The sequence below is a fragment of the Comamonas aquatica genome, from assembly GCF_018064205.1.
Lineage (GTDB): Bacteria > Pseudomonadota > Gammaproteobacteria > Burkholderiales > Burkholderiaceae_C > Comamonas > Comamonas aquatica.
In genome coordinates, this window is record NZ_CP072916.1 from 2,885,755 (window position 1) to 2,899,836 (window position 14,082).

The 14,082-nt window shown below is 59.3% G+C and carries 12 protein-coding genes; 3 read left to right on the plus strand and 9 right to left on the minus strand.

All coding sequences use genetic code 11. The features are described 5' to 3' along the window. The 9 genes from KAQ61_RS13590 to argB all read right to left on the minus strand — a co-directional run bounded on the left by KAQ61_RS13590 (position 1) and on the right by argB (position 10,822). Positions 1-1,194 carry an acetyl-CoA C-acyltransferase gene (locus KAQ61_RS13590; RefSeq protein ID WP_210929513.1) on the minus strand — a complete coding sequence of 398 codons (1,194 nt, stop codon included), beginning with the start codon at positions 1,192-1,194 and terminating at the stop codon, positions 1-3. A 168-nt stretch (positions 1,195-1,362) separates the two neighbouring features. Continuing rightward, a complete protein-coding gene (locus tag KAQ61_RS13595) occupies positions 1,363-3,765 on the minus strand; it encodes a 3-hydroxyacyl-CoA dehydrogenase/enoyl-CoA hydratase family protein (protein WP_210929514.1) in 2,403 nt (800 codons plus the stop codon). Between the two features lie 88 nt (positions 3,766-3,853). Beyond that, on the minus strand, positions 3,854-4,288 hold the full coding sequence (locus tag KAQ61_RS13600) for a DUF2147 domain-containing protein (protein ID WP_210929515.1): 435 nt from the start codon (positions 4,286-4,288) through the stop codon (positions 3,854-3,856). Between the two features lie 57 nt (positions 4,289-4,345). Continuing rightward, positions 4,346-6,142, minus strand: a complete 1,797-nt coding sequence (locus KAQ61_RS13605) for an acyl-CoA dehydrogenase C-terminal domain-containing protein (RefSeq protein WP_210929516.1) — start codon at positions 6,140-6,142, stop codon at positions 4,346-4,348. A 45-nt stretch (positions 6,143-6,187) separates the two neighbouring features. Beyond that, on the minus strand, positions 6,188-6,883 hold the full coding sequence (locus tag KAQ61_RS13610) for a TetR/AcrR family transcriptional regulator (RefSeq protein ID WP_210929517.1): 696 nt from the start codon (positions 6,881-6,883) through the stop codon (positions 6,188-6,190). Positions 6,884-7,054: 171 nt separating this feature from the next. Further along, positions 7,055-7,744 (minus strand): nucleoid occlusion factor SlmA, encoded by a 690-nt coding sequence (slmA, locus tag KAQ61_RS13615; RefSeq protein ID WP_043383042.1) that lies wholly within the window; start codon positions 7,742-7,744, stop codon positions 7,055-7,057. 90 nt (positions 7,745-7,834) lie between these two features. Beyond that, on the minus strand, positions 7,835-8,908 hold the full coding sequence (locus KAQ61_RS13620; RefSeq protein WP_155895409.1) for an ATP-binding protein: 1,074 nt from the start codon (positions 8,906-8,908) through the stop codon (positions 7,835-7,837). A 102-nt stretch (positions 8,909-9,010) separates the two neighbouring features. Then, complete coding sequence (locus tag KAQ61_RS13625) at positions 9,011-9,733, minus strand: response regulator transcription factor (protein WP_154163522.1); 723 nt, start codon at positions 9,731-9,733, stop codon at positions 9,011-9,013. Between the two features lie 198 nt (positions 9,734-9,931). After that, positions 9,932-10,822, minus strand: a complete 891-nt coding sequence (argB, locus tag KAQ61_RS13630) for an acetylglutamate kinase (protein ID WP_210929518.1) — start codon at positions 10,820-10,822, stop codon at positions 9,932-9,934. A gap of 259 nt (positions 10,823-11,081) precedes the next feature. On the opposite strand from argB, the gene KAQ61_RS13635 reads away from it, so the two are divergent. From KAQ61_RS13635 to KAQ61_RS13645, 3 genes are read left to right on the plus strand one after another with little or no spacing between them, the layout of a single operon-like run. Then, the gene (locus KAQ61_RS13635; protein WP_244982902.1) at positions 11,082-12,068 is read left to right on the plus strand and encodes an MraY family glycosyltransferase; all 987 of its coding nucleotides are present in this window, start codon (positions 11,082-11,084) and stop codon (positions 12,066-12,068) included. Next, on the plus strand, positions 12,050-13,198 hold the full coding sequence (locus KAQ61_RS13640; RefSeq protein WP_210929520.1) for a glycosyltransferase family 4 protein: 1,149 nt from the start codon (positions 12,050-12,052) through the stop codon (positions 13,196-13,198). The genes KAQ61_RS13635 and KAQ61_RS13640 overlap by 19 nt, the downstream gene beginning before the upstream one ends. Next, positions 13,198-14,082: a glycosyltransferase family protein gene (locus tag KAQ61_RS13645; RefSeq protein WP_210929521.1), complete on the plus strand. Its 885-nt coding sequence runs from the start codon at positions 13,198-13,200 to the stop codon at positions 14,080-14,082. The genes KAQ61_RS13640 and KAQ61_RS13645 overlap by 1 nt, the downstream gene beginning before the upstream one ends.

The following is a 14,082-nucleotide window of genomic DNA, read 5'->3' on the forward strand; positions in this document are numbered from 1 at the left end:
TCAGACGCGCTCGATGATGCCGGCCGCGCCCTGGCCGGTGCCCACGCACATGGTCACCATGCCGTACTTCAGGTTGTGGCGGCGCAGCGCGTGCACCACGGTCGCGGCGCGGATGGCACCGGTGGCCCCCAGCGGGTGGCCCAGGGCGATGGCACCGCCCATGGGGTTGACCTTGGCGGGGTCCAGGCCCAGGGTGTTGATCACCGCCAGCGACTGGGCCGCAAAGGCCTCGTTCAGCTCGAACCAGCCGATGTCCTGGTGGTGGATGCCGGCGTAGCGCAGGGCTGCGGGAATGGCTTCGATGGGGCCGATGCCCATGATTTCCGGCGGCACACCGCGGGCGGCAAAGCTGACAAAGCGGGCCAGCGGGGTCAGGCCGAACTGCTTGACCGCCTTTTCGCTGGCCAGGATCAGCGCGCCGGCGCCGTCGCTGGTCTGCGAGCTGTTGCCGGCCGTCACGCTGCCACGCGCGGCAAACACCGGGCGCAGCTTGCCCAGGGCTTCGAGCGTGGTGTCAGGGCGCGGGCCTTCGTCCAGGTGCACGGTGCGGGTCCGGGTGCCGACTTCGCCGGTGGCCAGGTTGGGAAAGCGGTCAACGATCTCGATGGGCGTGATTTCATCGGCGAACTCGCCCGCCTGCTGGGCTTTGACGGCGCGCAGGTGCGACTCCAGCGCGAAAGCGTCTTGCTGCTCGCGGCTCACCTTCCACTGCTGGGCCACCTTCTCGGCCGTCAGCCCCATGCCGTAGGCGATGCCCACGTTCTCGTCACGGGCGAACACCTCGGGGTTGAACGAGGGCTTGTTGCCGCCCATGGGCACCATGCTCATGGACTCGGCACCGCCCGCGATCAGCACATCGGCTTCGCCCACCCGGATGCGGTCGGCCGCCATCTGGATGGCGGTGATGCCCGAGGCGCAGAAACGGTTCACCGTCACGCCGCCGATGGGATGGTCGAACGCCAGACCCACGGCGATGCGCGCCATGTTCATGCCCTGCTCGCCCTCGGGGAAGGAGCAGCCGATGATGGCGTCCTCGATGGCCTTGGGGTCCAGCGTGGGCACCTGGGCCATGGCGGCACGGATGCTGGCCACCAGCAGATCGTCGGGGCGGGTGTTCTTGAAATAGCCCCGGCCCGAGCGGCCGATGGGCGTGCGCGTGGCAGCAACGATGTAGGCGTCTTGTACTTGTTTCATGTTGGATCTTTCAGTGATGCGGTTGAAAGACACTGCGTTCGCGGCTGAGGAAGCGTCGCGAGCGGCCTGCAGGCAAGGCGGACGGAGCGCAACCACCGGAACGTACTTGCTGTACGTGAGGATGGTGAGCACCGCCCAACGCGGCATGCAGGACGCGCAGTAGCTTCATCAGTTGCGAACCGGCTTGCCGGTGTTGAGCATGCCCAGGATGCGTTCGTGCGTCTTGGGCTGGCCGATCAGGTGGCAGAACACCTTGCGCTCCAGCTTGAGCAGGTATTCCTCGTTCACCAGCGAACCGGCATCCACCTCGCCGCCGCAGACCACTTCCGCGATCATGGCGGCGATCTTGAAGTCGTAGGCGCTGATGAAGCCGCCGTCGCGCATGTTCACCAACTGGGCCTTGATGGTGGCCAGACCGCTGCGGCCCGCCACGGGGAAGGGGCGCTGCAGCGGGGGGCGCCAGCCCCCGGCGGCCATGCTGCGGGCCTCGTTGATGGCGGTGAACAGCACCTCGTCCTTGTGCGGCACGATCAGGTCGCTGTCCAGCAGGTAGCCCAGCTTGCGCGACTCGATGGCACTGGTGCCCACCTTGGCCATGGCGGCCGCGGTGAAGCCTTCGGTCAGGAAGGGCAGCACGTCCTTGCCGGTGGAGCTGGCCATGTTCTCGGCCGCACGGCGGGCGATGTAGGTCAGGCCGCCGGCGCCGGGCACCAGGCCCACGCCCACTTCCACCAGGCCGATGTAGCTTTCCATGTGGGCCACGCGGCGCGCGCTGTAGACGGCCAGCTCGCACCCACCACCCAGCGCCATGCCGTGGATGGCCGCGACCACCGGCACCTGCGCATAGCGGATGCGCAGCATCAGGTTCTGCAGCTCGCTCTCGATGCTGTCGATGGCATCGGCACCGCCGACCACAAAGGCCGGCATGGTGGCTTCCAGGTCGGCGCCCACGCTGAACGGGGCATCGCCGGACCAGATCACCATGCCCTGGAAGTCGCTTTCGGCCGTGTCCACGGCCTCCATCAGGCCTTCCATGACTTCGGGGCTGATGGCGTGCATCTTGTTCTTGATGCTGGCGATCAGGATCTCGCCATCCAGCGTCCAGGTGCGCAGCGCCTTGGATTCGAACACCGTGGTGCCGGCCGTCTTCCAGTCGGGCAGGTTGTCCTCGCCCAGCAGTTTTTCAGGGAAAAGCTGTCTTTCGTAGACGGGCAGGACGCGGCGCGCTACAAATTTCTGCAGCGCCGGGCTCCACGAACCCTGGGACGTGTGCACGCCACCGGCCTCGGCCACCGGGCCTTCGAACACCCACTTCGGCAGGGGCGCCTTGCACAGCGCCTTGCCGGCGTCGATGTCCTCCTGGATCATCTTGGCCACCTCCAGCCAGCCGGCTTCCTGCCACAGCTCGAACGGGCCCTGCTTCATGCCGAAGCCCCAGCGCATGGCCTGGTCCACATCGCGCGCGGACTCGGCAATCGTGGCCAGGTGCAGGGCGGCGTAATGGAAGCTATTGCGCAGGATGGCCCACAGGAACTGGCCGGGTGCGCCTTCGGCATTGCGCAGCAGGCGCAGGCGTTCGGCCGCAGGCTTCTTGAGCATGCGCGCATACACCTCGTCGGCCTTGCCGCCAGCGGGGATGTAGTCCTCGCTGTCCAGCTCGAACTGCAGGATGTCGCGGCCCACCTTCTTGAAGAAGCCGGCCTTGGTCTTCTGGCCCAGGCGGCCCAGTTCGATCAGCTTGGCCAGCACGGGCGGCGTGCCGAAGCTGCCGTAGAAGGGGTCGGTCTCCAGGCTCAGGTTGTCCTGCAGCGTCTTGATGACGTGGGCCATGGTGTCCAGGCCCACCACGTCGGCGGTGCGGAAGGTGCCGCTGGAGGCCCGGCCCAGCTTCTTGCCGGTCAGGTCGTCGACCACGTCGTAGGTCAGGCCGAAGTTCTCGACCTCCTTCATGGTCGACAGCATGCCGGCGATGCCGATGCGGTTGGCGATGAAGTTGGGCGTGTCCTTGGCGCGCACCACACCCTTGCCCAGGCCGCTGGTGACAAAGGCTTCCAACTGGTCCAGCACCTGGGGTTCGGTGGTGGGGGTGGCAATCAGCTCCACCAGCGGCATGTAGCGCGGTGGGTTGAAGAAGTGGATGCCGCAAAAACGCGGCTTGATGGCTTCGGGCAGCGCCTCGGACAGCTTGGTGATGCTCAGGCCCGAGGTGTTGGATGCCACCAGCGCGTGCTTGGCCACAAACGGCGCAATCTTGGTGTACAGGTCCAGCTTCCAGTCCATGCGCTCGGCAATCGCCTCGATCACCAGGTCGCACTGCTTGAGCAGCTTCAGGTGCTCCTCGTAGTTGGCGGCCTGGATCAGGTCGGCATCCTCGGCCACGCCGATGGGCGAGGGCTTGAGCTTTTTCAGGTTGGCGATGGCACGTTCGGCGATGCCGTTCTTGGGGCCTTCCTTGGCGGGCAGGTCAAACAGGATGACCGGCACCTTCACGTTGACCAGATGGGCGGCAATCTGCGCGCCCATCACGCCGGCACCCAGCACGGCGACTTTCTTCACATTGAATCGGGACATGGGATGGTTTCCATGGAATGCTGCCCAGACGCCCGCATGGCGCCCCACCAGGATGGCGCCATGCGGGCAGGGTCAGCAAGGTTGTTCGTTACTGCACACGCACCCAGGTCTGGGTACGGCCAAAGGGACCGATGGAGCCACGCACTTCCAGCTTGCTACCACCCTCCACCGGCGTCAGGCGCAGGGTGTAGGTCTTGCCGTTTTCGGGGTCGAGGATCTTGCCGTCCTCCCAGACGGTCTTACCCTCGGCCTGCTTGGCACCGCGGATGATCTCCAGCCCCACGATGGACTTGCCCTTGCGGTCGTCCGTGCACTTGTCGCACACGGCCTGGGGATCGGCCCCCTCGCGCAGGACGCGCTCGACCTGGCCGGTCAGCACCCCACCGTGGTCGCTGATGCGCACCTGCGATTTGGGTGCGCCGGTCTTGTCGTCCAGGCTCTTCCACACCCCCACGGGGGTCATCTGCGCCATCGCGGGCGCACCGAGCACTACGAAAAACAGAGCTGCCAACGCTTGCTTCATAAGAACCTCCGTCTCAAAGGCTTCTACATTCAAGGAAATGCGTGCGCTAGCCGCTACTTAAGCGAGAGCAGCGTCCGAGTCCATCAGCACCTTGCTGCCCGCACGGGCGGTGCGCATCAGGGTGGCGGTCTCGGGGAACAGCTTGGCGAAGTAAAAGCGCGCCACCTGCAGCTTGGCGGTGTAGAACGGATCGGTGCTGCCAGCGGCAATGGCGCGCAGCGACACCTGGGCCATGCGGGCAAACAGGTAGCCGAACACCAGGTGGCCGGCCACGCGCAGGTAGTCCACGGACGCCGCGCCCACTTCGTCGGGGTTCTGCATGCCCTTGAAGCCGATCTCGGTGGTGAACTTGGTCATCTGGTCGCCCAGCATGGCGATGGGGTTGATGAATTCGGCCATCTTTTCGTTGACGCCCTCTTCTTCCACCAGCTGCGCCACCAGCTTGCCGAACTTCTTCAGCGTGGCGCCCTGGTTGCCCAGCACCTTGCGACCCAGCAGGTCCAGCGCCTGCACGCCGTTCGTGCCCTCATAGATCATGTTGATGCGGTTGTCGCGCACGAACTGCTCCATGCCCCATTCCTTGATGAAGCCATGGCCGCCAAACACCTGCTGGCTTTGCGTGGTGGCGATCCAGCCGTTGTCGGTGAGGAAGGCCTTGACGATGGGGGTCAGCAGCGCCACCAGATCGGCGCTGTCGCTGCGCACTTTCTCATCGGGGTGGTTCAGTTCCTTGTCGATCAGCAGCGCGCAGAAGGTCGACAGCGCGCGGCCACCTTCGGCATAGGCCTTGGCCGTCAGCAGCATGCGGCGCACATCGGGGTGGACGATGATGGGGTCGGCGGGCTTGTCCTTGGCCTTGGTGCCGGACAGGCTGCGCATCTGCAGGCGGTCCTTGGCATAGGCCAGGGCGTTCTGGAACGCCACTTCGGTCAGGCCCAGGGACTGGTTGCCCACGCCCAGGCGGGCCGCGTTCATCATCACGAACATGGCCTGCAGGCCCTTGTGGGGCTGGCCCACCAGTTCGCCCACGGCGTCTTCCATCACGATCTGGGCGGTGGCGTTGGACTTGATGCCCATCTTGTGCTCCAGACCGCCGCAGTAGATGCCGTTGCGCGCGCCCAGGCTGCCGTCGGCATTCACCAAGTACTTGGGCACCACGAACAGGCTGATGCCCTTGGAGCCGGCCGGTGCGTCCGGCAGGCGCGCCAGCACCAGGTGGACGATGTTGTCGGTGAAGTCGTGCTCACCGGCGGAGATGAAGATCTTGTTGCCGGTGATCTTGTAGGTGCCGTCGGCCTGGGGCTCGGCCTTGCTGCGCAGCAGGCCCAGGTCGGTGCCGCAGTGGGGTTCGGTCAGGCACATGGTGCCGGTCCACTCGCCGCTGGTCAGCTTGGGCAGGTACTTGGCCTTCAATGCCGGGGCACCGTGGGCGTGCAGGGCTTCATAGGCGCCATGCGACAGGCCGGGGTACATGGTCCAGGCCTGGTTGGCGCTGTTGAGCATTTCGTACAGCGCCGAGTTCACCACGAACGGCAGGCCCTGGCCGCCATATTCGGGGTCGCACGACAGTGCGGGCCAGCCGCCCTCGACGAACTGCTGGTAGGCCTCCTTGTAGCCCTTAGGCGTAGTGACCTCGTGCGTGGTCTTGTCCAGCTGGCAGCCCTCTTCGTCGCCGCTGATGTTCAGCGGGAAGGTGACGTTGGCGGCGAACTTGCCGGCCTCTTCCAGCACGGCATTGATGGTGTCGGCATCCACCTCAGCATGCTTGGGCAGGGCCTTGAATTCTTCTTCGATCTTGAACACTTCATGCATCAGAAATTGCATGTCGCGCAGAGGCGGGGTGTAGCTGGGCATGGTTGTCTCCTGTAAATCAGCAATCAAGGGGGTGGGGAGGCGGCCTCAGTTCTTTGCCGGGGCCGGGGCGCCATAGCGCCACAGGATGTTGTCGAAACCGGTCAGGGCACGCTGCATGGCGCCCGGGCTGCGCAGGAAGCGCGCTTCGTAGTGCAGCACCAGGATCAGCGCATGGATCTCGGACAGAATCTGGTTCTCGTCGGCATCGGGCCGCAGGTCGTCCAGCTCCTTGCATTGGTTGATGGTGCGGCGCATGGCGGCGTGCCAGATGCTGACCGACTCCACCAGCGCGTTGCGCACGGGGCCGATGTTGTCGTGGAACTCGATCGCGCCGCTGATGTAGATGCAGCCGGAATCCAGCTCGATGGTGGTGCGCTTCATCCAGTGGTCGAACAGGGCGCGCAGACGGGGCAACCCGCGCTCGGCCTGCAGGGCGGGATAGAACACCTCCTGCTCGAAGCGGTGGTGGTACTCGCGGATCACGGAAATCTGCAGCTCTTCGCGGGAACCAAAGTGAGCAAACACACCGGATTTGCTCATCTGCGTGGCTTCGGCCAGGCCACCGATCGACAGGCTTTCCAGCCCGTTGTGCATGGCCAGTTGCAGGGCCACATCCACGATGTGGGCCTTGGTCTGCAGGCCTTTGGGGGAAATGCGGTGCCCCGCTGCCGCGCCGCGCGGTTTACGATCGGCGGTCGGGCTGCTGGGGACGGCGGGGAAAATGTGTGGGGTCGAGGGCATGCATCACCAATAAAAACGAACGTTCGTTCTTTTTTGGATCGTAAAAACTTCCTCGAACTTTGAGCATAGGTGCAAACCCTTGCGCCCCCGATTTAGTCATGCCTCCCCCGACCGGGCATAAAAAAGGGCGACTGTGCAGCCGCCCTGGTGTTCGGTGGTCGTGTGGCCCGCTCAGATCAGCATGGCCAGGCTGGCATCCAAGTGCTCGGTCGGCTGGCGGCGGAAGCCGGTACGCACATAGCGCTGCAAGCGCCCCTGCACGAAGGACATCAGCACGCTGGCGGCCACCTGGGCATCCACCGTCGGCGTGCTGGAACCCAGCGCGCCCGCCGCCGGACGCAGGCACTGGCGCAGCGTGGATTCGATGCGGTCAAAGAACTGGTTCATGCGTGCCTGCAGGCGGTCGTGTTCCAGCAGCAGGGCGTCGCCCACCAGCACGCGCACCATGCCGGGATTGCGTTCGGCAAACTGCAGCAACAGGGCCACGATGCGGGCCGCACGGCGGGCGCCGTCCTCGGGGGTGCACTCCAGGGGTTCGCCTTCGCGGCCAGCGACTTGCTGCACCAAACCGAACACGGTTTGCTCGATGAAGTCGATCAGCCCCTCGAACATCTGCGCCTTGCTGGCGAAATGGCGGTACAGGGCCGCTTCGCTGACGGAGAGGTTGGCAGCCAGGGCCGCCGTGGTGATGCGGTCGCTGCCAGGCTTCTCCAGCATGGAGGCCAGTGCCTGAAGAATCTGCTCGCGGCGCTCGCCCGGTTTGGGGCGTTTACGCGTGCGGGGCTGCTCCTCCAATGTGGCGTTAGCAACGACAGTCTCGGCTGTTTCGGTCGGAGGGGTCAGAACTTCAGATACGGACATAAGGCAGACAAATCAACAGGTAAATCGATTCATTCTCTCACAGACATATGCAGAAGTAACCGTTTATCCGGCCAACAAAATCCGCCGCCGTCACTCGCCAAACATCAGGGTCACCCGCATGCCACGGCCCAGGGCACCGGGGGCGAACTGCAGGTGCGCACCATGGCCCTGGGCAATTTCCTGGGCGATCGCCAGCCCCAATCCCGTGCCTTCCACCGTGGTGCCAGGCCCTCGGTAAAAGCGGTGCGTCAGGCGTGCGTACTCACCCACGGGCACGCCGGGGCCATCGTCCTCCACCTCCACATACACCCGGATCTGTCGCTGCGGCGACAGCCTGCGGCCGCAGCGCAAGGTGACCCGCCCGCCCTGCGGGGTGTACTTGACGGCGTTGTCCAGCACATTCGCGATCAACTCGCGCAACAGCCATTCGTGGCCGGTGACATGCGCCGCCTCGGCCTCCAGCCCCAGGTCCAGCTGCTTGGCCAGGGCGTCATCCAGGAAGGACTCCAGCACGGTCTCGCACAGGTTCTTGATGTCCACGCGCTGCGTGCCCGCCGCCTGCCCCAATGAACTTTCGACCCGCGACAAGGCCAGCAACTGGTTGGCCAGCTGCGTGGTGCGGCGCGAGGCCTGGCGCAGGCGTTCGACCTGGGTCACGGGAAGGTGGATGCTCTTGTCCGGGGCCGACTGCGCCATCAGCGCCCAGGCTTCGACCTGCGACTGCAATGCGGCCAGCGGCGTGCGCAACTGGTGCGCCGCATCGGCGATGAAGCGCTGCTGGGCATCGCTTTCCTCGTTCGCACGCGCGAACAGGCGGTTCAGCGCCTCGGCCATGACCTGCACGTCCGCCGGCGTGTGTGGCGCAATCGGGATGGGCCGCAGGTCCTTGGGCGAGCGGGCCTGCACCGTCTGCGCCAGCAGCACCCAGGGCATCAGGGCCTTGCGCGCCGCCATGTGGGCCATCACGCCCAGCAACAGCAGCATCAGCAAGGCCGGCAGCACCGCCAGCCCGATCTCGGCCAGATCGGGCGACTGCTCCGGCGACCGGGCAATCTGCGCCGCCACGCTGTAGCCCAGCCACACGGCCGCCAGCACCAGTCCCAGCACCGGCAACAACATGGGCAGAAGCAATGCCAACAGACGCTTGTGGACCGGCAAAGACATGGCCTTATCAAAAAAGTGAGCGCGTTGCGCAGCGATGCTGCGCACTTCTCACTACAAACTATCAGTATTGTTCACTGTAGCTGCGCAGCAAGCTATCAAAAATCAAGCAGCTTCGGTTTCCTGCGTCTGCACATCCAGCCGGTAGCCAAAGCCGCGGATCGAGCGCAATGCCACCCCGTAGGGCTCCAGCTTGGCACGCAGGCGCGAGACATAGACCTCGACCGCATTCGGTGTGATCTCCTTGTCCCAGCCGGTCAAGGCCTGCAGCAGCTTTTCCTTGCTGGCCGGCTTGGGCGCATGGATCAGCAGGTACTCCAGCACCGTCCATTCGCGCGGGCCCAGGTCGATGGAATGCAGCTCCCCCTCGCCCTCGAGTCCGCCCAGCCGGGCCCCGGCACTGCGCGCCGCCGTGTCCAGCACCAGCGGCCCAAAGCTCAGCACGGCGGAGTTCGCCGCCTGCGAGCGGCGCAACAAGGCGCGCAGCCGCGCCAGCAGCTCGGGCAGCTCATAGGGCTTGACCATGTAGTCGTCCGCCCCCAGATCCAGGCCGCGCACCCGGTCGTGCAAGGCATCGCGCGCCGTCAGCATCAGCACCGGCATGCCGGTGCAGGCCATGCCTTTGGCACGCATGCGGTGCAGCAACTCCAGCCCATCCATGCCAGGCAGTCCGATGTCCAGGATGGCGATGTCGAACGACTCGTGCTCCAGCACGTCCAGCGCACGCTCGGCGCTGCTGACCCAATCCACCGCATAGCCAGCATCGGTCAGGCCCAGCTTGATCCCGCTGGCCACCATCAAATCGTCTTCCACCAACAACAACCGCATCAGATGCCCCCTTTGTGTGCGCTTCTTGGTCTGCAGAGCGCTCCATGGCTTGCGGTGGCGCGGCGCCTCGGCCCCGCTCCACCGGTCTATGCTGAAATATTAGAAGCTTTTCCGGGGCCCCCTCGGCATGCGCCCCCTCCGTTCGCCCATAAAAAACGCCGAGACTGTCAACAATCTCGGCGTTGGGGTGTCGCGCGCTCAGTGGCTGCGGATCATGGTGCCATAGGCCTGATCGGTCAGGATCTCCAGCAGCATCGAATGCGGCACACGGCCATCGATGATGTGCACGGCGTTCACGCCCGCCTTGGCGGCATCCAGAGCACCGCTGATCTTGGGCAGCATGCCGCCCGAGATGGTGCCGTCGGCAAACAGCCCGTCGATCTCACGCGCGGTCAGATCGGTCAGCAGGTTGCCGCCCTTGTCCAGCACACCGGGGGTGTTGGTCAGCAGCACCAGCTTTTCGGCCTGCAGCACCGTCGCCAGCTTGCTGGCCACCACGTCGGCATTGATGTTGTAGCTCTCGTTCTCTTCGCCAAAGCCGATGGGGCTGATCACGGGAATGAAGGCATCGTCCTGTAGCGCGCGCACCACGCTGGGGTCGATCGCCACGATATCGCCCACCTGCCCCACATCGTGCTCGATCGAAGGATCCTTGTTGTCGAGCATCTTCAGCTTCTTGGCACGGATCAGCCCCCCATCGCGCCCGGTCAGGCCCACGGCCTTGCCACCCGCCTGGTGGATCAGACCCACGATGTCCTGCTGCACCTCGCCAGCCAGCACCCACTCCACCACTTCCATGGTCTCCGCGTCGGTCACGCGCATGCCCTGGATGAACTCGCCCTTCTTGCCCAATCGGTTCAATGCGGTCTCAATTTGCGGCCCCCCGCCATGCACCACCACCGGGTTGATCCCCACCAACTTCAAGAGCACCACGTCTTCCGCGAAGTCCGCCTGCAGCGCAGGATCGGTCATGGCGTTGCCGCCATACTTGATGACCATGGTCTTACCATGGAACTTGCGGATGTAGGGCAGCGCCTGGGCGAGGATTTCGGCTTTGTCGCGGGGGGCGATGTGGGTGATGGTGGTCATGAATTCAATCCCTCAGTCACATGGGACAATAGGTAGCAAAATAAAGCCCTGCATTGTGCCGCAACTAGATTGCGACAGACAGGGCTCCAACACATCTCAACGTATTGGACCCATACAAGCCAACGCTTGAAGCCCCATGCAGCCACACCATTACATTCCCCTTGAGTTACTGCGTTTTGACGCTTTGGTCGCAGGCTTGGCATCTTTTCTCACCTGCATCTTTCTGGTGCTAACCAAGTCATGGCACGGAGGCCTGTCCATGGATGGCACCACGGGCGTACAAAAATTTCATACCAACCCGACCCCACGCATCGGAGGGATTGCGATTGTCCTTGGAGTGTTTGCAGGATTTGCCGCTTCCAGTCAAAGTCTGCCAGCCGCAGAGAAGCGCGCCATCCTCAGCGCCATTCTGATGGCCGGAATGCCTGCTTTTATCTTCGGACTGCTGGAAGATGTCACCAAAAAAGTTTCGGTCAAAACCCGGCTATTCGCCACCATGGCGTCGGGTGTTTTGGGCTGGGGCATCACTGGTGTTTCGCTCACCCATGTCGATATTCCTGGTGTAGATTGGCTTCTCGGATTTACGGTGGTCTCGGTCATCTTCACCGCATTTGCCGTAGGTGGCGTCGCCAATGCCATCAATATCATTGATGGATTCAACGGACTGACGGCAGGGGTTGCCATCATCATGTTGACTGCCTTCGGACTGATCGCTAGGCAAGTTGGCGATATTCCACTCGCCTTCACATGTCTATTGATTGCCGGTTCTGTCATAGGTTTCTTTCTAGTGAATTGGCCTCATGGAAAGATATTTCTGGGTGATGGCGGTGCTTATTTTCTGGGATTCACCCTTGCGTGGATTGCTGTTCTACTACCTGAACGCAATACAAGCATCTCTCCATGGACCAGCCTGCTGATTTGCGCTTACCCAATTATTGAGGTGGGATTTAGCTTCATACGCAAATCGCTACGCACAGGCCATCATCCCAGCCAACCTGATGGCGTGCACCTGCACATGTTGGCCAACAAACGTTGGACAAAAAAGCTACTTCCGAAAGCTTCAAAGACCACTCAAAACGGAATGACATCGCCTTTTTTGTGGCTGTACGCGTTGCTTCCTTGTTCGATGGCTGTGTATTCATATACCGACACCATGTGGACGCTGATTGCTTTGTTCTTTAGTGTCTTTATCTATCTTGTCATGTATAGCAAGCTGGCTTTTTTTCGATGGATTCCAAAAAAATGAAAATATGCCTGATTGGTACTGTTGCCAGCAGCACGCTTAATTTCAGAAAAAAATTGATTGATCTTCTGCTACAAGAAGGTCACGAAGTTTATATTTTTGCCACTGATTTTTCAGATAAAACCTTGCGTACAATTTCTGATCTAGGCGGAATTCCAGTTAGCTATCAGATCAATCGAGGTGGACTCAACCCTTTGGCTGACATAAAAAGTACCATACAACTCAAAAATTTAATCAAGGGAATTGATCCAGATATTGTTTTTTCTTTTTTCTCCAAGCCCGTCATCTTTGGCACTCTGGCAGCTAAATTAGCAAAAGTGCCACGGATTGTAGGTATGCTGGAAGGTCTTGGTTATGCTTTTACATCAGAACCATCACAAAAAAAAGAGAGTACCAAGAAAAAAATCGTCAGAAAAATACAAGTACTTTTATACAAAATATCTTTTAGATATTTGGATAGAATTATTTTTCTAAACTCAGATGATCCTGTTGATTTGCTTGAAAAACACAAAATCAAGGTCAAAGACGTTAAAATACTGGGTGGCATCGGCGTAGACCTAGATAAATTTAAGCCCTCGCCACCTTCATTAGATCCGGTTCGATTTTTATTTATTGGCCGTTTGCTAGCTGAAAAAGGAATTTTCGAATTCCTGCAAGCTGCTGAAATTGTCAAAAAAACACACCCTGAAGTCGAGTTTATTGTATTAGGCTCAATTGATAAAGAAAATCCAAGCTGTCTTTCATTCAAGGATCTTGAATATTATAAGAAAGAAAAAATCATCATACACCCTGGGCATGTAGAAGACGTCAAAAAATGGATTGAAGAATCCAGTGTTTTTGTACTACCTTCTTATCGCGAAGGAGTTCCCTGCAGCACACAAGAAGCCATGGCCTGTGGCCGTCCGATCATTACAACCAACGTGCCTGGGTGTAAAGAAACCATATTTCAAAATAAAAATGGCATTCTCATACAACCCCAATCTAAATTGGATTTAGTTGATGCAATGATGTTATATATCAATAGTACAAATCAAATAAATATCCAAGGTATAAAAAGCCGAGAATTGGCAGAAAAGCATTTCTGCACGACAACAAATTCTAAAAAATTAATAAAATTTCTCGGGGGTGAATAATGAATATTGGAATTACCATCACCCCCCATTCATACACCCCAGAAGCTTATGCTTACAAAAAATTTCTGGAGATCCATGGACATCAAGTGCAACTGGACGTTGCAAACAATCTCGCGCCAGACAATCATCTCAACATTTATTTTCTTGGCTTAAAAAACAAAAAAAATATAGGAAAAGCCAAAGAAATACACGAATATCAGAGTCTTTCTACCCCATCATTTTCAAGAATCAAAGATTTAACTAAATCAATAATCAATTGCAAACCAGATGGTAGAATTTTTTTAAATTCCACTGTTGAAAAAAATTTTTTCTTCAACGATAAAATTCCAAAAATTTACAGAGACATGGGTGTTGATGATGCTTTTTTTCAAACACCGTCGAAAAATCCAGATTTTGATATTGTCTACTGCGGCAGTTTTTCAGGTAGGAAAGGTCTTCAACAAGAAATACTAAGACTTCATGAAATTGGTTTCAAATTATGTTTGATTGGAGAAATACCTGAAGACTTTAAATTAATCATAAATAATAAAAAAAATATACACACAACTGGAAGACTGCACCGAGAAGAAATTCCTGAATATTATAAAAAATCTGCTGCTGGACTGAATTACACCCCAGACATTTATCCTTTCAACATTCAAACCAGCACCAAAACCCTTGAATATTTGGCGTCTGGCTTACACTGCATCTCTAACAAGTATCAATGGGCTATTGATTTTTCAAACCAAATGAATGCTCAATTTATTTGGAATGAAGAGATAAAAAACAAAGATTTTTTACATCACCCCCCTCGCCACACTCCCTCTATGGAAAAATATAGATGGGAAAATATATTAAAAGAGGCAAATTTTATTTATTTTTTAAAATCAATTGCTTTTAAATGA

What these genes read in the sequence shown, in the direction of transcription:
- KAQ61_RS13590 (WP_210929513.1), bottom strand. Translation starts at nt 1,194, where the DNA reads ATGAAACAAGTACAAGACGCCTACATCGTTGCTGCCACGCGCACGCCC.
- KAQ61_RS13595 (WP_210929514.1), bottom strand. Translation starts at nt 3,765, where the DNA reads ATGTCCCGATTCAATGTGAAGAAAGTCGCCGTGCTGGGTGCCGGCGTG.
- KAQ61_RS13600 (WP_210929515.1), bottom strand. Translation starts at nt 4,288, where the DNA reads ATGAAGCAAGCGTTGGCAGCTCTGTTTTTCGTAGTGCTCGGTGCGCCC.
- KAQ61_RS13605 (WP_210929516.1), bottom strand. Translation starts at nt 6,142, where the DNA reads ATGCCCAGCTACACCCCGCCTCTGCGCGACATGCAATTTCTGATGCAT.
- KAQ61_RS13610 (WP_210929517.1), bottom strand. Translation starts at nt 6,883, where the DNA reads ATGCCCTCGACCCCACACATTTTCCCCGCCGTCCCCAGCAGCCCGACC.
- slmA (WP_043383042.1), bottom strand. Translation starts at nt 7,744, where the DNA reads ATGTCCGTATCTGAAGTTCTGACCCCTCCGACCGAAACAGCCGAGACT.
- KAQ61_RS13620 (WP_155895409.1), bottom strand. Translation starts at nt 8,908, where the DNA reads ATGTCTTTGCCGGTCCACAAGCGTCTGTTGGCATTGCTTCTGCCCATG.
- KAQ61_RS13625 (WP_154163522.1), bottom strand. Translation starts at nt 9,733, where the DNA reads ATGCGGTTGTTGTTGGTGGAAGACGATTTGATGGTGGCCAGCGGGATC.
- argB (WP_210929518.1), bottom strand. Translation starts at nt 10,822, where the DNA reads ATGACCACCATCACCCACATCGCCCCCCGCGACAAAGCCGAAATCCTC.
- KAQ61_RS13635 (WP_244982902.1), top strand. Translation starts at nt 11,082, where the DNA reads ATGGATGGCACCACGGGCGTACAAAAATTTCATACCAACCCGACCCCA.
- KAQ61_RS13640 (WP_210929520.1), top strand. Translation starts at nt 12,050, where the DNA reads ATGGATTCCAAAAAAATGAAAATATGCCTGATTGGTACTGTTGCCAGC.
- KAQ61_RS13645 (WP_210929521.1), top strand. Translation starts at nt 13,198, where the DNA reads ATGAATATTGGAATTACCATCACCCCCCATTCATACACCCCAGAAGCT.